Below are 20,356 nucleotides of genomic sequence, written 5' to 3' on the forward strand. Positions count from 1 at the left end.
CGCCATGGAAAACGGAAGCATGATGGTGTTCGCGGGGAACGCCAATCCGGATCTCGCCCGAGCCGTGGCCTCGCACCTCAAGACCCGCCTTGGCGATGCCGTGGTCACGAGCTTCAGCGATGGCGAGGTCCAGGTCGAAATCAACGAGCATGTGCGCGGCCATGATGTGTTCATCATCCAGCCGACCTGCGCGCCCACCAACGACAATCTCATGGAGCTGATGGTCATCGCGGATGCCCTGCGGCGATCATCGGCGGCGCGCATCACGGCGGTGGTTCCCTATTACGGCTACGCCCGTCAGGACCGCCGGCAGCGATCGCAGCGCGTGCCGATCACCGCGAAACTCGCCGCCGACATGATCACCACCGCGGGCATCAATCGGGTCATCACCGTTGATCTGCATGCCGACCAGATCCAGGGTTTTTTCAATATCCCCGTCGACAACGTCTATGCCTCGCCGGTCCTGCTGGGGGATATCTGGCGCCAGACCCATGCCGACAAGATCGTGGTCTCGCCGGATGTCGGCGGTGTCCTGCGCGCCCGGGCCGTGGCCCGACGCCTCGACAATGCCGATCTGGCCATCATCGACAAGCGCCGGCCGCGGGCCAATGAACTCGAGGTCATGAACATCATCGGTGATGTCGAGGACAAGACCTGCGTGATTGTCGACGACATCATCGACACCGCCGGGACGCTCTGCCAGGCGGCCGCCGCGCTCAAGGAACGGGGCGCCGGACGCGTGGTGGCGTATATCACCCACCCGGTCCTCTCGGGCCCCGCCATCGAGCGCATCGAAAACAGTCATCTGGACGAACTGGTGGTCACCGACAGCATTCCGCTGTCCCCCGCCGCCGAGGCCAGTGACCGGATTCGCCAGCTGTCGCTGGCGGAAATGCTCGCCGAGACCATGCGGCGGGTGAACAACGACGAGTCGGTCAGCGAGCTTTTCGTCGACTGATCGTCCCAATCGCCCCTGGTCGCGGGGGCCCTGACGGAGAAAACTGCAATGAGTGTTGAACTGAAACTGGATGCCGCCGTACGCGACGACCAGGGTAAGGGTGCGAGCCGCCGCCTGCGTCGTGCCAAGCGGGTGCCCGGCATCCTCTACGGGGCGGGCAAGAAACCCGTGTCGCTGTCCTTTGACGAGGAACAGATCCTGCGCCTGATGCGCGAGGAAACGTTCTTCTCCCAGATCCTCGATATCAAGGTCAAGGGTAAGCGGACCGAGAAGGCCATCCTCAAGGATCTGCAGCGTCACCCCTTCAAGCCGCTGGTGACCCACATGGATCTGCTGCGGATCAAGGCCGGCGAGAAGATGCGCCAGCAGGTTCCGATCCATCTGCTGCACCAGGAAGAGGCCATTGGCGTCAAGCAGGGCAACGGTGTGGTCCACCATGACCTGATCGAAATCGACGTGGAGTGTCTGCCGGACGATCTGCCGACCTCCATCGACGTCGATATCGCCCAGCTGGATGTCGGTGAAAGCATTCACCTGTCACAGATCGATGCCCCCGAGGGCGTGGTCTTTCCCGGGCTGGATGTCGAGCACGACCATGATCCGGTGCTGGTCAGCATCCACGTGCCGCGCAAGGCCGTCGAGGAAGACGAGGAAGGCGGCGAAGAGGGCGATGACAGCGCCGGAAGCGAGACCGGTGAGGGCTCGGAGGAGCAGGACTGAGGCCTGTTGGTGCGTCTGATCGTCGGGCTCGGCAACCCCGGGCCCAAGTACGCGGGGACCCGGCATAATGCCGGGTTCTGGTTTGTGGAGCGGGTCGCGGAGCGACTCGGCGTGGATCTGCGCGCCGAGCGTAAATTCCACGGTGCCATCGGCCGTTATCGCGACGCGGGCCTGGATCTGCACCTGCTCTGCCCCGATACCTACATGAATCACAGCGGCCGGGCGGTGGCGGCGCTGGCGCGGTTTCATCGCATCCCCCCGGAAGCCATCCTCGTCGCCCATGATGAGATCGATCTGCCCGCGGGTGTGGTGCGGCTCAAGCGCGGCGGGGGGCATGGCGGCCACAACGGCCTGCGCGACATCATCCCGGCGCTGGGCAGCCGCGACTTCGCCCGACTGCGCATTGGGGTGGGACATCCGGGCAGCAGCGATCAGGTCATCGCCTACGTGCTCCACGCGCCGGGCCGGTCCGAGCTTACGGCCATTGATTCAGCCATTGATGCCGCCGCGGCCCAGGCACCGGCGCTGGCCGCCGGTGACTGGGACCGGGCGCAACAGCAGTTACACACGCGGGAGTAGAGCAATCCATGGGCTTTAAGTGCGGCATCGTGGGTCTGCCGAATGTCGGCAAGTCGACCCTGTTCAACGCCCTGACCAAAAACGGGATCCCGGCGGAGAACTATCCGTTCTGCACCATCGACCCGAACGTCGGCATCGTGCCGGTGCCGGATCCGCGCCTGGATCGGCTGGCTGCGCTGGTGCAGCCGAAAAGCGTCGTCCCCACCACCATGGAGTTCGTCGATATCGCCGGTCTGGTGGCGGGTGCGTCGCGCGGGGAGGGGCTTGGCAATCAGTTCCTCGCCAACATCCGCGAGACGGATGCGATCGCCCATGTGGTGCGCTGTTTTGAAAGCGACGATGTTCATCACGTCGAGGGTCGGGTGGATCCGGTCGCCGATATCGAGACCATCAACACCGAACTGCTGCTCGCGGACATGGAAACCGTTGATAAGGCCATTGACCGTTACGGCCGCCGCGCCAAGTCCAACGACAAGACCGCGATCGCGATGCGTGACGCCCTGCGATCCATGGCGGAAGGCCTTGATGCCGGCGAGCCGATCCGCGCGCAGACGCTGGATGACAGTGGCCGGGAGGTGCTCGGTGAGCTGCACCTGCTGACCGCCAAGCCGGTGCTCTACGTCGCCAATGTCAATGAAGAGGGTCTGAGCGGCAATGCCGCGCTGGCCCAGCTCGAGCAGCTGGCGGCCCGCGAGAATGCCCGCGTGGTGCCGGTGTGCGCGGCGATCGAGGCCGAGCTCTCGCAGCTTGACGAGGATGAGCGCAACGAGCTGTTGGCCGCCTATGATCTTGATGAGCCGGGCCTCAACCGCGTCATCCGCGCGGGCTACGCGCTGCTGTCGCTACAGACGTTCTTCACCGCTGGCCCCAAGGAAGTGCGGGCCTGGACGGTAACGGAGGGGGCCACTGCCCCCGAGGCCGCCAGTCGCATCCACAGCGACATCCAGCGTGGCTTCATCCGCGCCGAGGTGATCGCCGTCGACGAGTACCTGAGTGCGGGCGGCGAGCAGGCGGCGAAGGAAGCCGGGCGGATGCGTCTCGAGGGCAAGGAGTACATCATGCGGGACGGTGATGTCTGCCACTTCCGCTTCAACGTCTGAGGCATGGCGGGGTTTGACAGCCACCCCCCGATCACCGGATACTCTGCGGTCTTCCGATCAGGCTACGTAGCTCAGCTGGTTAGAGCACATCACTCATAATGATGGGGTCGGTGGTTCGAATCCACCCGTAGCCACCACTTTCTCTAGAGCAGAAACAGCGTCGCCAGCCCCAGAAAGGCGGTAAAACCGACGATGTCGGTGACAGTGGTCAGAATGACGCCGCCGGCAAGGGCCGGATCGATGCCAAACCGCTTGAGCACCAGGGGCACCAGCACGCCGGAAGCGGCCGCCGTGCCCAGGTTGATGGTCATGGCCGCGGCGATGATGATGCCGATGGTCGGCCGGCCGAACCACAGCAGCGCAACACCCGCCAGAACCGCCGCCCAGAGCAGGCCGTTGAGCAGCCCGATCCCCAGTTCCTTGAGCAATAGCGCGCGACTGTTACGCGGTGCGATCTGGCCCAGCGCGAGGGCGCGGATGACCAGCGCCAGGGTCTGTGTGCCGGCGATGCCACCCATGCTGGCGACCACCGGCATCAGCACGGCCAGCGCCACCACTTCCTGGATGGTGCCCTCGAACAGACCGATCACATAAGCGGCCAGCAGCGCCGTCACCAGGTTCAGTCCCAGCCAACCGGCCCGCCGCCGGGTGCTGGACCAGACCGGCGCAAACAGGTCTTCTTCTTCGCCCAGACCCGCCATGCTCAGGATGGACTGCTCGGCCTCGTCGCGGATCACGTCGACCACGTCGTCGATGGTGATGCGCCCGATGAGACGGCCGCGGCCGTCGAGTACCGGCGCCGAGATCAGGTCGCGGTCCTCGAACATGCGTGCCACTTCGCGATCCGACATCTCGGCCGGGATGACGACGGCCTCGGTATCCAGCAGGTCCTCGACCCGGCCGGCGGGGTCACGGGTCAGCAGATCGCTGACGCGCAGGATCCCCAGGAAATGATCATAGCGGCTGACGACGAACAGATGATCGGTCAGCTCGGGCATCTCGCCGCGCATGCGCAGGTAACGGAAAACCACGTCGAGGCTGACGTCCGGGCGCACGGTCACCGTATCGGTGTTCATCAGACCGCCGGCGCTGTCCTCGGGGTAGGCCAGGACGGCCTCGAGGCGCTGACGGTTCTGGTTGTCCATCGAGCGCAGGATCTCGCCGGTGAGCGTTCTCGGCAGGTCCTGCATGAAATCGGCCAGATCGTCCATGTCCATGCCGGAGGTGGCGGCCAGGAGCTCACGATCGTCCATTTCGCGGATCAGCCCGCCGCGCACCTCGTCGTTGACCTGAAGCAGCACTTCGCCGCCGATTTCCTCATCCACCAGCTCCCAGAGGACTTTGCGCTGGGCGGTGGGGAAGGATTCCAGGAGATTGGCGATCTCCGAGGGATGAAGCGCGTTGAGCATGCGCTGGGCCTCGGGGACCGTCCCATCCTGCAGGAGGTCGGTGACCGTCTCGGCGATCCGGCCCTGTTTCTGCTCGCGCTCTTCGACCATGGAATGTTCCTGTCCGGGCTCAGTCGGCCTCGCCGAAGCCGTCGGCGATCAGCGCGGCGATGGCCTCCAGTGCCGCCTGCGCATCATCGCCGCGGGCGCGGAGTTCAATGTCGCTGCCCTGGCCGGCGGCCAGCATCATCAGGCCCATGATGCTCTTGGCGTTGGCGGTGTGGGTCTGGTGGCTGACCTGGATCTCGGCGGCATACTCACCGGCCAGGGCAGCGAAGCGGGCCGCTGCCCGGGCATGCAGCCCCAGCCGGTTGGCGATCTGCACGCGGCGTCGGTGAAGGGTCTCATCCGACGCCATGATTCGCTCCGGGCGGGTCAACGGCCGGCGCCACGGCCTCGAGGATACCATCACGGGCCGCCGCCAACGCCATACGCGCCAGCGACTCCAGCGATAACTCCGGGTAATTGAGCACACGCAGCAGCATGGGCAGATTGACGCCGGTGATCACCGGATAGCCCTGTCCGCGGGCCACCGCGATGGCGATATTGGCCGGCGTGGCGCCGAACGCATCCGTGAGGATCAGCACCCCGTCACCACTGTCCACGCCCGCCGCGGCCGCCTCGACCCGACCGAGGGTGGTCTCCGGCGGGTCATGGGGGCCCGGGCTGAGGGTGGCGATGGCCAGCGGCAGCCGCGGCAGAATCCCTTCGGCGGTCTCCCGCAGGGCCTTGCCGACTCCCGGATGGGTGACAAGCAGCAGCCCGGCGCTCATGGCAGTTCCCGGTGCCGCACGGTGACGGCGGTGGCGTGCTCGCGCAGGTGGGCACCCAGCGCCTCGACCAGATAGACCGAGCGGTGCTGGCCCCCCGTGCAGCCGATGGCGATGGTCAGATAGCTGCGGTTCTCGGCCTCGAAGACCGGCAGCCAGTCATCCATGAACCCCTGGATCTGCTTGAGATAGCGGGCGACCAGCGGGCTGTCGGCCAGGAAGTCGGCCACGGCCCGGTCGCGCCCGGTCATCGGCCGCAGGGCGGGCTGCCAGTGCGGGTTCGGCAGGCAGCGGCTGTCAAAGACGAAATCGGCGTCGGTGGGGGTGCCGTGCTTGTAGCCGAATGATTCCAGCTGCACCGACAGATGCGTGCGCGATTCGGCCAGTCGGCTGCGAATGATCTGGCGCAGTTCATGCAACGTGGTCTGCGAGGTGTCCACGGTCAGATCGGCACGCTCGTGGAGCGGGACGAGGCGGGCACGTTCCCCCTTGATCGCTTCATTCAGCGGGATATCCGGCCCGCTCAGCGGATGGCGGCGGCGGGTTTCCGAGAAGCGCTTGAGCAGGGTGGCGTCATCCGCATCCAGAAAGACGATTTCGGTGTCCAGGCCGTGGGCGGCGATGGCGTCGAGGATGCCGGGAAAGCGACTCAGCGATGCGGGCTGGTTGCGTGCATCGATGCCCACGGCGTAGTCGGCCTCCTCGCCACTCATCGCAATGTGCTGACCGAATGCATCCAGCAGATCCACCGGCAGGTTGTCGATGCAGTAGAAGCCCGAGTCTTCCAGGGTGGCAAGGGCGACGCTCTTGCCCGATCCGGACAGGCCGCTGACGATGATCAGTCGCATGCGCTGGCCTCCGGGACCCGCCAGGGCCGCGGTGCGGTCACTGCCACAAGCTCGATGATCGCCGCGACCGGCCGCTCGGGCGACAGCGCCAGCTGGGCCAGGCCGATGCCGTGGATCGTCAGGGTCTGCCAGTCCGCCGTGGCGCTTGCCCGACGCCGGGCCCGGGTCAGTTCGATGGCGCAGTCGATGGGTGACCAGTCGGCCACCGCACCGGTGCCGAAGTGATCCCCGGCCTCAATGATCCCCGGCCCGCGCAGGCACAGCCGCCCGCGACCGGCGTCCGGTGCCCGGCCGATCAGCCGGTCACCGCGGCGTATGACCATCACGGCGTCATCGGCCACCAGCTGATGACCTGCGCGCAGCAGCATCAGCGCGGTGTCACTCTTGCCCATGCCCGCCTCGCCCCGAATCAGGACGCCCACACCGTTGACCCGCATCAGCGTCCCGGGGATCTGGCTCATGCGTCGGGCGCCCCGTCGTCGCTGCCGGTCATGGTGGCGTAGAGCTCGGCGTCGCTGCGGCACTGGCGCAGCCGCGTGCACAGGTGTTCGTCGCGAAACAGCTCCGCGAGCCGGGCGAGAATGCGCAGATGCTCATCGTTGCTGTGCTCAGGCACGAGGAGGGCGAGCAGCAGATCCACCGGCTGGCTGTCGGCGGCGTCGAAGGCGATGGGTGTATTCAGACGGACCAGGGCGGCACGCGGGGTCTCGATATCGGGACTGCGGGTATGGGGCAGTGCCACCCCGCGCCCCAGTCCGGTGCTGCCCAGACGCTCACGCACGATCAACCCCTCGAAGATGGCGCGCGTGGCGTCGCCGCCCGCCCGGGTATCGGCCATGAGCTGCTCGCTCATGCGCTCCAGGGCGCGTTTCTTGCTGGTGACGTCGACCCCGCACTGCGTGCGCGTCACCGACAGCAGTCGGGTAAGCTCCATAGTGCTCAGGGTTCCAGATTATCGCCGACGCGTCCCTGCTCCGGATGATGGTCGCTGCGCTTTTCCTTGTGCTTGACGACCTGGCGGTCCAGCTTGTCGACCAGCAGGTCGATGGCGGCATACATCTCGCTGGCGGTGGACTCGGCGAACAGCCGGGCGCCGCTGACCACCAGGGTGGCCTCCGCCTTACGGGTCTTTTTCTCGACGGTCAGAATCACATGGACGTCGACGACATGATCAAAGTGGCGCTCGAGGCGCTGGAATTTCTCGTCGACGTAGTCACGCAGCGCGTTGGTGACATCGACGTGATGGCCGGTGATGTCGATTTTCATGATTTCCCCTTATGTTTTCTTCTTCAGCGTAGCCGTTTGCGTTGGGTTGACGATGCGATCCCCATGACTTCCCGGTATTTGGCCACGGTTCGCCGCGCCACGTGAATGCCCTCCCCACGCAGCGTCTCGGTCAGCCGTGAATCGCTGAGTGGCCTGGCCGGATCCTCTGCCGCCACCTGCCGGCGGATGCGCGCGCGAATGGCCGTCGCCGAGCACTCACCGCCGTCGGCCGTCGGGACATGGCTCGAGAAAAAATGCTTGAACTCCAGCGTCCCCTGGGGCGTGAGGATGTATTTCCGCGAGGTGATCCGCGATACGGTCGATTCATGCATGTCGATGGCCTCGGCGACATCGCGCAGCACCAGTGGCTGCATCGACTCTTCACCATACTCCAGAAACGCCTGCTGGCGCTCGACGACGCATTCGGCCACGCGCTGCAGCGTGTCGCGCCGCGACTCCAGGCTTTTGATCAGCCAGCGTGCCTCCTGCAGGTGATCGCGCAGGAGGCTGTTGTCACGGCTGCTGTCGCCCCGCCGGATCAGGCTCGCGTAGTAGTCGTTGATGCGCACCCGGGGCGAAGCCTCGGGGTTGATCTCGACCTGCCAGCGGCCGTTGACCCGCCGCACCCGACAGTCGGGGACGACGTAATCGGTGCGGGTTTCGCCGAATCGCGATCCGGGATGGGGGTCGAGTCGGCGGATCAGCGACAGGGCCAGGTCCAGCTGTTCCTGGTCGACCTTCAGGTGCTCGCGCAGCGCGACCTGCCGGCCCGGGCTGAACAGTGACCAGTCGGCTTCAATGGCCTGGCGGGCGGTCTGGCGCCCGGGCGTGTCCGGCGGCATGGCGTCGATCTGGATCTGCAGTGCCTCGCGGGCGTCACGGGCGCCGATGCCGATCGGGTCCATGTGCTGGAGGATCGTGAGGACGGCGTTGATGTCGTCCTCGTCGATGTCGGCGTCGACATCGGCGTCGAGGGCGGACCGCAATTCGCTGACCGGCTCGGCCAGATGCCCGCGCTCGTCCAGGGCGTCGATCAGTGCGGCGGCGATCTGGCGGTCGGTCGCGCCCAGGCTGGACAGATCGACCTGCCACTGCAGGTGATCGCGCAGCGAATCGGCGGGGGCCGCCTGGCGATCGAGAAAGTCGCTGCCGCCGTCGCCTTCCGCCGTGGCGCCCGCTGGCCCGTTATGACCGGTGTCATCCCAGTGCTCGGAGACCGCCATGCCCTCGCCCAGCTCGGTGGCGTCGGTGGCGTTCGAGCCCAGACGCTCTTCCGACGGATCGGGGGTGGCCGGCGTCGTCCCCTCGGGCGCGGCGGCTGCGACGGCGTGATCGGTGTCGTCTTCGGGCTCGAGCATGACGTTGGACTCGAGCGCTTCGCGGATCTCGAGCGCCAGCTCGGCCGCCGGCAGCTGCAGCAGCCGGATCGCCTGCTGCAGCTGGGGCGTCATGGTGAGCTGTTGACTGGCCCGAAGTTCAAGCGACTGCTTCATTGTTCCCCGCGTGCGAATTGGTCTGGATAGCGTAACGCCGGCTGTCCGGCGCCCGCCAGTCTCACAGGTGGAAGTCCTCGCCCAGGTAGACCGCCCGCACCTCGGCGTTGTCGAGTATCATGCCGGGGGTCCCGTCGGCGATCACCCGGCCGGCGTTGAGGATGCTGGCACGGTCGACCAGGGCCAGCGTCTCGCGGACGTTGTGATCGGTGATCAGTACGCCGATACCGCGCTCCGCCAGGTGTCGGACGATGCCCTTGATGTCGCCCACCGAGATCGGATCAACGCCGGCGAAGGGCTCGTCCAGCAGGATGAAGCGCGGATCGGCTGCCAGCGCCCGGGCAATCTCAACGCGCCGTCGCTCGCCGCCCGACAGGCTGATCCCGGCCTGGTCACGCAGATGCCCGATGCCGAACTCCTCCATTAGTGCCTCCGCCTGCTCAAGCCGTGCCTGGCGTGACAGCCCGTCACGGGTCTCGAGCACGGCGAGCAGGTTGTCGAGCACCGACAGCCGCCGGAACACCGATGCCTCCTGCGGCAGGTAGCCGATCCCGCGCCGCGCCCGGGCATGCATGGGGAGGCTGCCAATGTCATCGCCATCCAGCCGGATGACCCCGGCGTCCGCCCGGATCAGGCCGACAATCATGTAAAAGCTGGTGGTCTTGCCGGCTCCATTCGGGCCCAGCAGACCGACGATCTCCCCACTCTGCAGGCCGATGGAGACCCCATCCACCACTGAGCGTCCGCGATAGGTTTTTGACAGCCCGCGGGCCTCGAGCTGGTTGCGCGCCATGCCGGTCAGTCCGTCGCAGGGTTGACGCTGACATTGACGCGCTCGTCGTCGTCAGCGCCGCTCTCGGCAACGGTACGGGCGGTTTCGGGGTAATGCGTGACGGTGCGTCCGGTGACTGTGTTGTCGCCCTGCCAGAGGCGTCCGCCCTGTTTGAGGATCAGCCGCTCGGGGCCGGCGACGAAGTATTCCATCCGCGGTGCCTCGGCCCGTCGCGGGGCGGCATCCGCCACGGTCTCGCGATAGGTGGCCGGGGTGCCATCCACGGTCACCTGCTCGAGCTCGCCCGCGCCATTGCTGAATACCCGCATGACGTCGCCGGTGATGCGCAGGGTGCCGCGCGTCAGCACGACGTCGCCGCGATACACGCTGATGCCCTCGGCCTCGTCAACCTCGGCGCGGTCGGCCACCAGCTCCACCGGTGGCGGGGCGGACGCCCCATCGCCGTCCTGGCCATGCGCGACCGGCACTGCCACCACAAGCGCCAGCAGGGCGCCGATCCAGAGTCGCTCAGGGTGAAGCCGCATCGTACACTCCCTCTACATCATCCAGCAGTTCAAGGCGCTCCTGCGCAAACCATACCCGTGCGCCGACGGCATCCACCCGCAGCCCGGGGCGGGTCATTGTGACGGGCTGATCCGTCTCGGCGTAACGCTCGGGGATTCTTGCATCCAGTCGCTGGGTGGTCAGCCGGGTCCGACCCTCGGCGGTCTGGCGCGTCATCACGACATCGCCGCGCAGCCGGGCACGGGTGTCGTCATCACCGATCCAGCCATGGTTCGAGCGGCCCCGCCAGGGCGGGCCCCGATCCGTCTCCACCCGCCAGTCCGGGGAGACGAGGCGCCAGCTGCCTTCCCGCGGGTTGTGGCGCGCGTCGGGTGATCGTACCCGCCAGCTGATCGCGCCGTCCGCATTGGTGGTGGTCAGTGTAACCGTGCGGGCATAGGCATCCAGGCGGGGGTCCGTCACCGTCCTGACCGCATCCGGGTCGCCACCCGCGCCAAACAGCCGCCAGCCGAGCAGGGCGGCCAGGGCCAGCGCCAGCAGCATGACCACTCGGCGGCGCATTCAGACCACGCCGCCACGCAGCAGATCGTGCATGTTCAACGCGCCCGTGAGCCGGCCTTCCGCGTCATTGACCAGCAGGCCGTTGATGCTGTGCCGCTCCATCAGCGCCAGCGCCTCGGCGGCCAGCTGCGCCGCTTCGACGCAGCGCGGGGCCGGCGTCATCACCGTGGCGATCGGGGTGGCATGCACGTCCACCCCCTCATCCAGGGCGCGGCGCAGATCGCCATCAGTGAAGATGCCGGTGACCCGCTGATCGGCATCGACAATCGCGGTCATGCCGAGCCCTTTGCGGGTCATTTCGAGCAGCGCGTCCGCCATGGGCGTGTCCGGCCCCACGGCGGGCACCGCCGTGCCCGTGTGCATGAGATCGTCGATGCGCAGCAGCAGCCGCCGGCCGAGCCGGCCGCCGGGGTGCGAGCGGGCAAAGTCTTCGGCGGTGAAGCCGCGCGCGTCGAGCAGTGCGATCGCCAGCGCGTCGCCCATGGCCAGCGCCGCCGTGGTGCTCGCGGTGGGCGCGAGTCCCAGCGGGCAGGCTTCGGCGTCAACGCCGGCATCGAGATGGACGGCCGCGGCCTCGGCCAGGGTCGAGCCGGGCCGCCCGGTGATGGCGATCAGGTCCAGCCCGCGCCGTTTGATGGCGGGGAGCAGGCCGTTGATCTCCTCGGTTTCACCTGAGTTCGACAGGGCGATCACGCAGTCGCCGGCGGCCAGCATGCCCAGGTCGCCGTGTCCGGCCTCGCCCGGATGGACAAAAAACGCCGGCGTGCCAGTGCTTGCCAGTGTTGCCGCCAGCTTGCCAGCGATGTGCCCCGATTTGCCCATGCCCAGCACCACCACCCGGCCGCTGCAGGCCAGCAGGATTCGGCAGGCATGGGCGAAGGTGGCATCGATGCGATCGCGCAGTGCGGCCAGGGCGGCGGTTTCCGTGTCGATGACAGCCTGTCCCAGGCGGCAGAAATCGGTATCGGCGGTCATTGCTCTCGCTCTTAACGGTGACTGAAGAACAGCAGGGCCTGATAGGCAATGTACGCACCCACCAGCAGCCCGCCTTCCCATCGGCCCAGGCGGCCGCGCCTGCCCAGGCCATAGCCCACGACCAGGATGGCCAGCATGAAGCCGGTCATGATCCCGTAATCGCGCGCCAGATCCCCCTGATCAAAGGCGAATGGCGCGATCGCCCCGGCGATGCCCAGAACCGCGAGCAGGTTGAACAGATTGGAGCCGATGATGTTGCCCACGGCAAGCTCGCTCTCGCCACGCCGCACGCTGGCGAGGCCTGCCGCGAGCTCGGGCAGGCTGGTGCCGATGGCGACGATGGTCAATCCGATGATCAGGTCGCTGACCCCCAGCTGGCCGGCGAGCAGCACCGACGCCCAGACCAGCAGGCGCGAGCTGGCGATGAGCAGCACCAGACCCAGCAGCGTCCAGCGCAGCGCCTGGGCGAGCGGAAGGGGTTCGGGCACTGCCGATTCCAGTTCGCGCGCGATCATGGCATCGCCGCGCTCCGGATGCCGGGCCTGCCAGGCCATCCAGGTCAGCACAGCCAGCATGCCGGCGAGAAGTGCCACCCCATCGAATCGGGACAGCGCCCCATCCGCCAGCAGCGCGCCGGTGGCCACGACCACCAGCATCAGCAGCGGGATCTCGCGCCTGAGGATTCCGGAGCTTATGACCAGCGGGCTGACCAGGGCGGTGGTCCCCAGGATCAGGCCGACATTGGCGATGTTGGATCCCAGCGCATTGCCCAGGGCAATGCCGGGGGTTCCGTCGATGGCGGCAATGGCCGAGACGAGCATTTCCGGCAGTGACGTGCCGATGCCGACCACCGTCAGACCGATCAGCAGGCTGGAGACACCCAGCTGGCGGGCCAGTGCCGAGCTGCCGTCGACGAATCGCTCGGCGCTCCAGGCGAGGGCGACGAATCCGGCGGCGATGACGACAAGCAGCGCGGCGATCAGCATGCAGGCCCTTCCATGACAAGTTTAACGGCACAAAGTATCGCATTTGACCGCCTTTATGGCTTGACGGATACTCCCGGCATTCCTCATCGCACCGACATCAGCGAAGCGATCCGCATGCCAGTTACCCAGTCCGAGGCCCTGATCGATCTGAGCGGCGTTGTCTTCAGCCGCGGCAGCAATCGGCTGTTCAACGGCGTCGACCTGCAGGTCAGGCGCGGTGAGGTCGTGGCGATCATGGGGCCCAGTGGAACGGGCAAGACCACGCTGCTGCGCCTGATCGGCGGTCAGCTGCGGGCCGCCGCCGGGCGCGTCGCCGTCGACGGGCAGGCGGTTGATCAGCTCTCGCGGCGTGATCTCTACCGGCTGCGCCGGCGCATGGGGGTGCTGTTCCAGAGTGGCGCCCTATTCACCGACATGACCTGCTTCGAGAACGTGGCATTCCCGTTGCGCGAGCACACCGACCTGCCGGAGATGCTGATCCGCACGGTGGTGCTCATGAAGCTTGAGGCCGTCGGCCTGCGCGGGGCCCGCGACCTTTATCCCGGCGAGCTCTCCGGCGGTATGTCGCGACGCGTGTCGCTGGCGCGGGCGCTGGCGCTTGACCCCGAGATCATCCTCTATGACGAGCCCTTCGCGGGTCAGGATCCGATCTCCATGGGCGCGCTGATGCAATTGATCCGGCAGCTCAATGATGCGCTCGGGCTGACCAGCGTGGTGGTCTCGCACGATGTCGACGAGACCCTTCGCATCGCCGACCGGGCCTATGTGATCTCCGGGGGCGAGGTGATCGCGTCGGGGACGCCCGAGGCGCTGCGGCATAGCGAAAGCCGCTGGGTGGATCAGTTTCTCAATGCGCTGCCCGACGGGCCGGTGCCATTCCATTACCCGGCGCCTCCCATTGCCGAGGATCTCCGCGGGGCGGATCGATGATCGGCATGCTCCAGCAGCTGGGGGGCTCAACCCTGGCGACGGCGGCCACACTCGGCCGGGCGGTGCTGTTTCTGCTGCGGGTCCTGCGGGGCTCGGGCGAGCTGGTCCGACGCCCCGGTCTGCTGGTTCGCGAGATGTACTCGGTGGGCGTGCTGACGCTGGTCATCATCATCGTCTCGGGGCTTTTCGTGGGTATGGTGCTGGCCCTGCAGGGCTATTACACCCTGGTGGACTTTGGCGCCGAGCAGTCGCTGGGTGTTCTGGTGGCGCTGTCACTGACCCGCGAGCTGGGCCCCGTGGTCACCGCACTGCTGTTCGCCGGCCGGGCCGGCTCGGCGCTGACGGCGGAAATCGGGTTGATGAAGGCCACCGAACAGCTCGCCGGCATGGAGATGATGGCGGTGGATCCCGAGCATCGCGTCATCGCGCCGCGACTGGCCGCCGCGATCCTGTCACTGCCGCTGCTGACGCTGATCTTCAATGTCCTCGGCGTGACCGGCGCCTGGCTTGTCAGCGTCAATCTGCTGGGCGTGGATGGTGGGTCGTTCTGGTCGCAGATGCAGTCCCAGGTCAGCTTCTCCGACGATATCCTGAACGGGTTGATCAAGAGCGTGCTGTTCGGCGTGGTGGCCGGCTGGATCGCGGTGTTCAATGGCTACGACTGCCGGCCCACCTCCCATGGTGTGAGCCGGGCCACGACCCGCACGGTGGTGGTGACATCGCTGATCGTGCTGGGGCTTGATTTTGTGCTGACGGCACTCATGTTCGACTGACGGAGGTTTGTCCGGTGGATAATTCCCGAACGATGGAAATTGCGGTCGGCGCCTTCGTGGCCGCCGGCCTGGCCGCAGCGTTCGTGCTGGCGATGCAGGTGAGCAACATCACCGCATTCCAGCGCACTGAGGGCTACACGGTGGAGGCTTACTTCCAGAATGTCGGTGGTCTGCGCGAGCGCGCTCCGGTGAGCCTCAGCGGCGTACAGATCGGGCGGGTCAGTGCGATCACCCTCGACCCTGGCCGGTTCGAGGCGCGCGTCGAGCTCACCATCCATTCGGAGTATGACGATCTGCCCAGTGATACGGCAGCGCGGGTGCGCACATCGGGGCTGCTCGGCGAGCAGTACGTCTCGCTGCAGCCCGGCGGCATGCCCGACTCGCTGGGGCCGGGTGACGAGATCACGCTGACGCAGTCGGCGCTGGTCCTTGAAGAGATTGTCGGTCAGTTTCTCTACGAGCAGTCCAGCGGAGACGCCCAGTGACACCGGCGCAGATCACGGGAACCGCGCCCCAGGCGCTGGGCATTGACGGCGACTTGACCGCGCGGACCGTGCCGGACCTGCTGGGCACACTGCCGGTCGCCGCCGGCGTCCACCGGGTCGATCTGACCGGGGTGCGCCAGGTCGACAGTGCCGGGCTGGCGCTGCTGGTGGAGTGGCAGCGGCTTCTCAACGCCGATCAGGGCCAGCTCGAGCTGGTGGGTGTGCCGGAAGGGCTCCTGCGGCTCGCGCGGATCAGTTCGGTTGATACACTGTTGGGCTTTCAGGCGACAGATGCGGGGAATACAGGGCAATGATGGAACCGGAAGCCATTCGGGCGCTTTTGCAGACGGGCCTGAACGAGGCCGATGTCGAAGTCGTGGGCGACGGCCGGCACTTTCAGGCGCGGATCGTGAGCCCGGATTTTGAAGGCATCCCGCTGCTGCGGCGGCATCGCATGGTCTACGACCTGCTCCAGACCCACATCGACAGCGACGTGCTGCATGCCATCTCGATGCGAACACTGACCCCGGCGCAGGCCGCGGCCGAACAGGATTGAGCCGGTGGAACGACTGCTGATCCGCGGGGGACGGCCCCTCGATGGTGACATCCGCATATCGGGGGCCAAGAACGCCGCGCTGCCCATCATGGCGGCGACCCTGCTGGCGGACGGGCCATCGGTGATCGGCAACATCCCCGATCTGCATGACATCACCACCACCATGGAGCTGCTCGGGCGCATGGGGGTGCGCCTGACGGTTGATGAGCGCATGCGGGTGGAAATCGACCCCAGCTTCATCGAGAACTGCCACGCCCCCTACGAGCTCGTGAAGACCATGCGTGCCTCCATTCTGGTGCTGGGGCCGCTGCTGGCGCGCTATGGCGAGGCCGAGGTCTCGTTGCCCGGCGGCTGCGCCATCGGGACGCGTCCGGTCAATCTGCACGTCCAGGGGCTCGAGGCGATGGGCGCGGATATTTCAGTGGCGGGCGGCTACATCCGCGCGCGCTGCGAGCGTCTCAAGGGGGCGCGTCTGGTCATGGATCTGGTGACCGTCACCGGCACCGAGAACCTGATGATGGCGGCGACCCTTGCCGAAGGGCGCACCGTGATCGAGAACGCCGCCCGCGAGCCCGAAGTGGTGGATCTGGCGAACTGCCTCAACGCCATGGGCGCGCAGGTGAGCGGCGCCGGCACCGACACCATTGTCATCGACGGCGTCGAGCGGCTGCAGGGCGCTCACTACAACGTGCTGCCCGACCGGATCGAGACCGGAACCTTTTTGGTGGCCGCCGCGATGACGGGGGGCCGGGTCCATCTGCGCAATACCGCGCCGTACCTGCTCGATGCGGTGATCGCCAAGCTGCGTGAGAGTGGCGCGGACATCACTGTCGGGGATGACTGGATCCATCTCGACATGCAGGGTCGCCGGCCCCGCGCGGTCACCGTCCGCACGGCGCCTTACCCGGCCTTCCCCACCGACATGCAGGCCCAGATCTGTGCGCTCAATGCGGTCGCGGAGGGCGTCGGGATGGTGACGGAAACCGTTTTCGAAAACCGCTTTATGCATGTCCAGGAAATCCAGCGCATGGGCGCGGACATCCGCCTTGAGGGCCATACCGCCATCAGTCACGGCATCGAGCGGCTGACCGGCGCACCGGTGATGGCCACCGACCTGCGCGCCTCGGCCAGCCTGGTGCTGGCGGGACTGGTGAGCGCGGGCGATACCCTTGTCGACCGCATCTACCACATCGACCGGGGTTACGAGTGCATCGAAGAAAAGCTGGCGCAGCTGGGCGCCGATATCCGCCGCATGCCGGGAGACAGCGTTCCGAACCATGACTGAACAGCTTACCGTGGCGCTTTCCAAGGGCCGCATCCTTGAACAGACCCTGCCGTTGCTGAGCCCGCTGGGTATCGAGCCACTGGAGGACCCGGAGCGCAGTCGCAACCTGGTGCTGCCCACCAGCCATCCCGGCGTCCGCCTGATCATCGTGCGCGCCACGGACGTGCCGACCTACGTCGCCCATGGCGGGGCGGATCTGGGCGTCGCGGGCAAGGATGTGCTCATGGAGCAGGGCGGCCACGGGCTTTATGAGCCGGTGGATCTGGGGATCGCCCGTTGCCGCCTGATGGTGGCGGGTCATCCCGGCGGAGTGCCAGCCGGGCAGCGCCTGCGCGTGGCCACCAAGTTCGTCAACATGACCCGGCGCCACTTCGCCGAACAGGGCCGTCAGGTGGATCTGATCAAGCTCTATGGATCGATGGAGCTGGCGCCGCTGGTGGGCCTTGCCGACCTGATCGTGGATCTGGTCGACACTGGCAACACCCTGCGGGCCAACGGCCTCGAGCCCCTCGAGACCATCGCGGATATCAGTGCCCGTCTGGTGGTCAATAAGGCGTCGATGAAGCTCAGACATCGCGAACTCAAACCGCTGATCGGCCGGATTGCCGAGACGGCGGCCACACGCGCCGACAGGTGAATCGCATGGTGGAAATACAGCGCCTCAGCACGACACAGCCCGACTTCGAGCAGCAGCTGCGCTCGCTCACCGACTGGGATGATGGTGCCACGCATGGCGTGGAATCAGCCGTGGCGGAGATCCTCGCCGCGGTCCGCGGGCAGGGCGACGCCGCGCTGCGTTACTACAGCGAGCACCTTGACGGGCTGGCGGTGGAATCCGTCAGCGAGCTCGAGGTGGATGCCGCGCAGTGCCAGGCGGCGCTGGAGGGCCTCGAGCGCGCCGATCGCGATGCCCTGGAGACCGCCGCGGCGCGGATCCGCCACTATCACCTGCACCAGCGCCAGGCCGACTGGGAGAAGACCGAAGCGGACGGCAGCCGGCTTGGCCAGCAGGTGCGGCCACTCGAGCGGGTCGGGATCTATGTGCCCGGTGGCAAGGCAGCCTATCCGTCTTCGGTGCTGATGAATGCGATTCCGGCCCACGTCGCCGGCGTCGAAGAGATCATCATGGTGGCCCCGGCACCGGGCGGGCATATCGCACCCATGGTGCTGGCGGCGGCGGCCGTGGCGGGCGTGGACCGGCTGTTTCTGTTGGGTGGCGCCCAGGCCGTCGCGGCGCTCGCCTATGGCACGGAGACGCTACCGGCGGTGGACAAGATCGTCGGCCCGGGCAATGCCTATGTGGCCGAGGCCAAGCGACGGGTATTCGGCCATGTCGGCATCGACATGGTGGCGGGTCCGTCCGAGATCCTCATTGTCTGCGATGGCCAGACCGATCCGGAATGGACGGCCATGGATCTGTTCTCGCAGGCCGAGCATGACGAGGATGCCCGCGCGCTGCTGATCTGCCCCGAGGCGCGCTATCTGGATGACGTCCAGGCCGCCATGGAACGCCTGTTGCCCGATATGGAACGCTCGGAGATCATCCGTGCCTCGCTCGCCCGGCGCGGGGCGATGATCTGCGTGCGCGATCTGGCCGAGGCGGCGGACGTCGCCAACTCGATCGCTCCCGAGCATCTTGAGCTGTCCGTGGTCGAGCCTGAACGGCTGGCGGCATCCATCCACCACGCCGGGGCGATCTTTCTGGGCCGGTACACCCCCGAGGCGTTCGGCGATTACTGTGCCGGGCCGAGTCACGTACTGCCCACTTCGCGCACCGCCCGTTTCGCCTCGCCGCTGGGCGTCTATGACTTCTGCAAGACCACCAGCCTGGTGCAGTGCACCGCTGATGGAGCCGCCGTGCTGGGGCCGATTGCCGCCAGGCTCGCACGCTGTGAGGGCCTCACTGCGCACGCGCGGTCAGCGGAGATGCGCTACCGCGACTGACCCTCGGGTTGCGGTGGGCGCTGTGGAGCATCGCCGTTGAGGTCGGTGGGCCGCTCGGCGATCTCCACTTCCCAGCGCCGGGTCTCGCCGTCGCGCCGGCCGTTGAGGATGACTTCACGCCCCGGCGCCTGTTCGGTGATCCAGCTGAGCAGTCCCTGAACCGTGCGCACCGGCTCGCCGTTGGCGGTCTCGATGACATCCCCCGATGCAAGGCCGGCGCGGTCCGCGGGCCCGCCCGGCAGCACGGCGGCAATACGCAACCCGCTGCGCCCCTGATTGGGGAGGATCTGGGCACCGATCCAGCCCCGGATGACGCGGCCGTTCTCGACGATGTCGGTGAGTACCGCCTGGGCGAGGTCCGCGGGGATGGCGAAGCCGATGCCGGTCGAGCTGCCGCTGTCACTGAAAATGGCGGTATTGATCCCGATCACCTCACCCCGCGCGTTGATCAGCGCACCGCCGGAGTTACCCGGGTTGATCGCCGCATCGGTCTGGATGAAGTTCTCGAAGGTGGTCAGTCCGACCTCGCTGCGGCCGAGGGCACTGATGATCCCCTGGGTGACGGTCTGCCCGACCCCGAACGGATTGCCGATGGCGAACACGACATCGCCGACGCGGGTCTCGCGCCCGTCCGCCAGCGGGACATGCGGGAGGTTGTCGGCATTGACCTGCAGAACGGCCAGGTCCGACTCCGGATCGGTGCCGATGACCCGCGCCGGGGCGTTTCGGCCGTCGGCCAGCATGACCTGGATGCGGGCGGCGCCGCGGATGACATGGTGGTTGGTGAGCAGTTGTCCGGCTGCATTGACCAGCAGGCCCGATCCCAGCGACGTATCAAGCCGCTCCTGCTCCTGCGCGGTCATGCCGCCAAGCAGCTCATCGAGGGCCGGGGAGTCGAGGAAGACATTGCGCGGATCCGGGTTGCGCGATGCGGTGTAAATGTTGACCACCGAGGGGGCCGCGACCTCGACGGCATCCGCGTAGCTGAAACGCTGGCCATCGGCCGATGACGGACGCGGATCAGCGCGGGCGGCATCCTCGCCGCTAATGGCCGTGGGACCGGCGGGACGGCCGCCGAGCAGTTCCGGTGCCAGCCAGACCACGGTGATGGCGACAATCACCCCGACGAGGACATAACTGGTGACAAAACGAGTAAAACGTTTGAAGGCCATGCGCGCTATCCGGTCCAGCACTCCATGAATAAACTGCGATGATACACCCAAAGCGCTGTCCGCGGCGCGTTCGGACAGGGCGTTGGGCGCAGTCGTCGGGGCCCGCCGATCTTGACGATGGACGCTCGATGCGGGATTCTACCGCCATTGCGGACAGTGTCCGATTGTGCGCGCTCAGCGGGCCGCCCGGCCCCCGGTGACGATGCTGCT

The 20,356-nt window shown here is 67.0% G+C and carries 26 protein-coding genes and 1 tRNA gene; 13 read left to right on the forward strand and 14 right to left on the reverse strand.

What is annotated here, in order from left to right; genetic code table 11:
• Positions 1 to 4: 4 nt before the first annotated feature.
• The 5 genes from FPL11_RS07090 to FPL11_RS07110 all read left to right on the forward strand — a co-directional run bounded on the left by FPL11_RS07090 (position 5) and on the right by FPL11_RS07110 (position 3,494).
• Positions 5 to 958: a ribose-phosphate diphosphokinase gene (locus FPL11_RS07090; protein WP_110882909.1), complete on the forward strand. Its 954-nt coding sequence runs from the start codon at positions 5 to 7 to the stop codon at positions 956 to 958.
• Between the two features lie 48 nt (positions 959 to 1,006).
• Entirely contained in the window at positions 1,007 to 1,678 is a 672-nt protein-coding gene (locus FPL11_RS07095; RefSeq protein WP_144348007.1) for a 50S ribosomal protein L25/general stress protein Ctc, read from the forward strand.
• A 3-nt stretch (positions 1,679 to 1,681) separates the two neighbouring features.
• Complete coding sequence (pth, locus tag FPL11_RS07100; RefSeq protein ID WP_144348008.1) at positions 1,682 to 2,257, forward strand: aminoacyl-tRNA hydrolase; 576 nt, start codon at positions 1,682 to 1,684, stop codon at positions 2,255 to 2,257.
• An 8-nt stretch (positions 2,258 to 2,265) separates the two neighbouring features.
• Positions 2,266 to 3,357: a redox-regulated ATPase YchF gene (gene ychF, locus FPL11_RS07105; RefSeq protein WP_144348009.1), complete on the forward strand. Its 1,092-nt coding sequence runs from the start codon at positions 2,266 to 2,268 to the stop codon at positions 3,355 to 3,357.
• Between the two features lie 60 nt (positions 3,358 to 3,417).
• Positions 3,418 to 3,494, forward strand: a tRNA-Met gene (locus FPL11_RS07110).
• A gap of 6 nt (positions 3,495 to 3,500) precedes the next feature.
• Here the strand turns inward: FPL11_RS07110 and mgtE are convergent.
• The 13 genes from mgtE to FPL11_RS07175 all read right to left on the reverse strand — a co-directional run bounded on the left by mgtE (position 3,501) and on the right by FPL11_RS07175 (position 12,995).
• The gene (mgtE, locus tag FPL11_RS07115) at positions 3,501 to 4,856 is read right to left on the reverse strand and encodes a magnesium transporter (protein WP_144348010.1); all 1,356 of its coding nucleotides are present in this window, start codon (positions 4,854 to 4,856) and stop codon (positions 3,501 to 3,503) included.
• 19 nt (positions 4,857 to 4,875) lie between these two features.
• A complete protein-coding gene (locus FPL11_RS07120) occupies positions 4,876 to 5,163 on the reverse strand; it encodes an HPr family phosphocarrier protein (protein ID WP_144348011.1) in 288 nt (95 codons plus the stop codon).
• Entirely contained in the window at positions 5,150 to 5,578 is a 429-nt protein-coding gene (locus FPL11_RS07125; RefSeq protein WP_144348012.1) for a PTS sugar transporter subunit IIA, read from the reverse strand. The genes FPL11_RS07120 and FPL11_RS07125 overlap by 14 nt, the downstream gene beginning before the upstream one ends.
• Complete coding sequence (gene rapZ, locus FPL11_RS07130) at positions 5,575 to 6,423, reverse strand: RNase adapter RapZ (RefSeq protein WP_144348013.1); 849 nt, start codon at positions 6,421 to 6,423, stop codon at positions 5,575 to 5,577. Before rapZ ends, FPL11_RS07125 begins: the two co-directional genes overlap by 4 nt.
• Positions 6,414 to 6,884, reverse strand: coding sequence for an HPr kinase/phosphorylase (locus tag FPL11_RS07135; protein ID WP_144348014.1), 471 nt, complete (start codon positions 6,882 to 6,884; stop codon positions 6,414 to 6,416). The genes rapZ and FPL11_RS07135 overlap by 10 nt, the downstream gene beginning before the upstream one ends.
• Positions 6,881 to 7,357 carry a PTS sugar transporter subunit IIA gene (locus FPL11_RS07140; RefSeq protein ID WP_144348015.1) on the reverse strand — a complete coding sequence of 159 codons (477 nt, stop codon included), beginning with the start codon at positions 7,355 to 7,357 and terminating at the stop codon, positions 6,881 to 6,883. Before FPL11_RS07140 ends, FPL11_RS07135 begins: the two co-directional genes overlap by 4 nt.
• 5 nt (positions 7,358 to 7,362) lie before the next feature.
• Complete coding sequence (gene hpf, locus FPL11_RS07145) at positions 7,363 to 7,689, reverse strand: ribosome hibernation-promoting factor, HPF/YfiA family (RefSeq protein ID WP_110882917.1); 327 nt, start codon at positions 7,687 to 7,689, stop codon at positions 7,363 to 7,365.
• A gap of 23 nt (positions 7,690 to 7,712) precedes the next feature.
• Entirely contained in the window at positions 7,713 to 9,182 is a 1,470-nt protein-coding gene (locus FPL11_RS07150; RefSeq protein WP_144348016.1) for an RNA polymerase factor sigma-54, read from the reverse strand.
• Positions 9,183 to 9,243: 61 nt separating this feature from the next.
• Positions 9,244 to 9,975, reverse strand: coding sequence for an LPS export ABC transporter ATP-binding protein (gene lptB / locus FPL11_RS07155; protein WP_110882919.1), 732 nt, complete (start codon positions 9,973 to 9,975; stop codon positions 9,244 to 9,246).
• A gap of 5 nt (positions 9,976 to 9,980) precedes the next feature.
• Positions 9,981 to 10,499, reverse strand: a complete 519-nt coding sequence (gene lptA, locus FPL11_RS07160) for a lipopolysaccharide transport periplasmic protein LptA (protein ID WP_144348017.1) — start codon at positions 10,497 to 10,499, stop codon at positions 9,981 to 9,983.
• Positions 10,483 to 11,040 (reverse strand): LPS export ABC transporter periplasmic protein LptC, encoded by a 558-nt coding sequence (gene lptC / locus FPL11_RS07165; protein WP_144348018.1) that lies wholly within the window; start codon positions 11,038 to 11,040, stop codon positions 10,483 to 10,485. Before lptC ends, lptA begins: the two co-directional genes overlap by 17 nt.
• Positions 11,041 to 12,015: a KpsF/GutQ family sugar-phosphate isomerase gene (locus FPL11_RS07170; RefSeq protein ID WP_110882922.1), complete on the reverse strand. Its 975-nt coding sequence runs from the start codon at positions 12,013 to 12,015 to the stop codon at positions 11,041 to 11,043.
• Positions 12,016 to 12,026: 11 nt separating this feature from the next.
• Entirely contained in the window at positions 12,027 to 12,995 is a 969-nt protein-coding gene (locus tag FPL11_RS07175) for a calcium/sodium antiporter (RefSeq protein ID WP_412549248.1), read from the reverse strand.
• A gap of 120 nt (positions 12,996 to 13,115) precedes the next feature.
• Here FPL11_RS07175 and FPL11_RS07180 point away from each other — a divergent pair, with 120 nt between their 5' ends.
• From FPL11_RS07180 to hisD, 8 genes are read left to right on the forward strand one after another with little or no spacing between them, the layout of a single operon-like run.
• On the forward strand, positions 13,116 to 13,931 hold the full coding sequence (locus FPL11_RS07180; RefSeq protein ID WP_144348020.1) for an ABC transporter ATP-binding protein: 816 nt from the start codon (positions 13,116 to 13,118) through the stop codon (positions 13,929 to 13,931).
• Positions 13,928 to 14,704 (forward strand): lipid asymmetry maintenance ABC transporter permease subunit MlaE, encoded by a 777-nt coding sequence (gene mlaE, locus FPL11_RS07185; RefSeq protein WP_110882925.1) that lies wholly within the window; start codon positions 13,928 to 13,930, stop codon positions 14,702 to 14,704. The genes FPL11_RS07180 and mlaE overlap by 4 nt, the downstream gene beginning before the upstream one ends.
• Before the next feature lie 32 nt (positions 14,705 to 14,736).
• Positions 14,737 to 15,189: an outer membrane lipid asymmetry maintenance protein MlaD gene (gene mlaD, locus FPL11_RS07190; protein WP_235011841.1), complete on the forward strand. Its 453-nt coding sequence runs from the start codon at positions 14,737 to 14,739 to the stop codon at positions 15,187 to 15,189.
• Complete coding sequence (locus FPL11_RS07195; protein WP_110882927.1) at positions 15,186 to 15,503, forward strand: STAS domain-containing protein; 318 nt, start codon at positions 15,186 to 15,188, stop codon at positions 15,501 to 15,503. Before mlaD ends, FPL11_RS07195 begins: the two co-directional genes overlap by 4 nt.
• Positions 15,503 to 15,745: a BolA family protein gene (locus FPL11_RS07200; RefSeq protein ID WP_110882928.1), complete on the forward strand. Its 243-nt coding sequence runs from the start codon at positions 15,503 to 15,505 to the stop codon at positions 15,743 to 15,745. The genes FPL11_RS07195 and FPL11_RS07200 overlap by 1 nt, the downstream gene beginning before the upstream one ends.
• 4 nt (positions 15,746 to 15,749) lie before the next feature.
• The gene (murA, locus tag FPL11_RS07205) at positions 15,750 to 17,030 is read left to right on the forward strand and encodes a UDP-N-acetylglucosamine 1-carboxyvinyltransferase (RefSeq protein WP_144348022.1); all 1,281 of its coding nucleotides are present in this window, start codon (positions 15,750 to 15,752) and stop codon (positions 17,028 to 17,030) included.
• Entirely contained in the window at positions 17,023 to 17,667 is a 645-nt protein-coding gene (hisG, locus tag FPL11_RS07210; RefSeq protein ID WP_110882930.1) for an ATP phosphoribosyltransferase, read from the forward strand. The genes murA and hisG overlap by 8 nt, the downstream gene beginning before the upstream one ends.
• Before the next feature lie 5 nt (positions 17,668 to 17,672).
• Positions 17,673 to 18,974, forward strand: coding sequence for a histidinol dehydrogenase (gene hisD, locus FPL11_RS07215; RefSeq protein WP_144348023.1), 1,302 nt, complete (start codon positions 17,673 to 17,675; stop codon positions 18,972 to 18,974).
• Here hisD and FPL11_RS07220 read toward each other — a convergent pair.
• Positions 18,962 to 20,146 carry a S1C family serine protease gene (locus FPL11_RS07220; protein WP_144348024.1) on the reverse strand — a complete coding sequence of 395 codons (1,185 nt, stop codon included), beginning with the start codon at positions 20,144 to 20,146 and terminating at the stop codon, positions 18,962 to 18,964. The genes hisD and FPL11_RS07220 overlap by 13 nt on opposite strands.
• Positions 20,147 to 20,356 lie beyond the last annotated feature (210 nt).

Source organism: Spiribacter aquaticus (assembly GCF_007625215.1).
In the GTDB taxonomy this organism is placed as follows: Bacteria; Pseudomonadota; Gammaproteobacteria; order Nitrococcales; family Nitrococcaceae; genus Spiribacter; species Spiribacter roseus.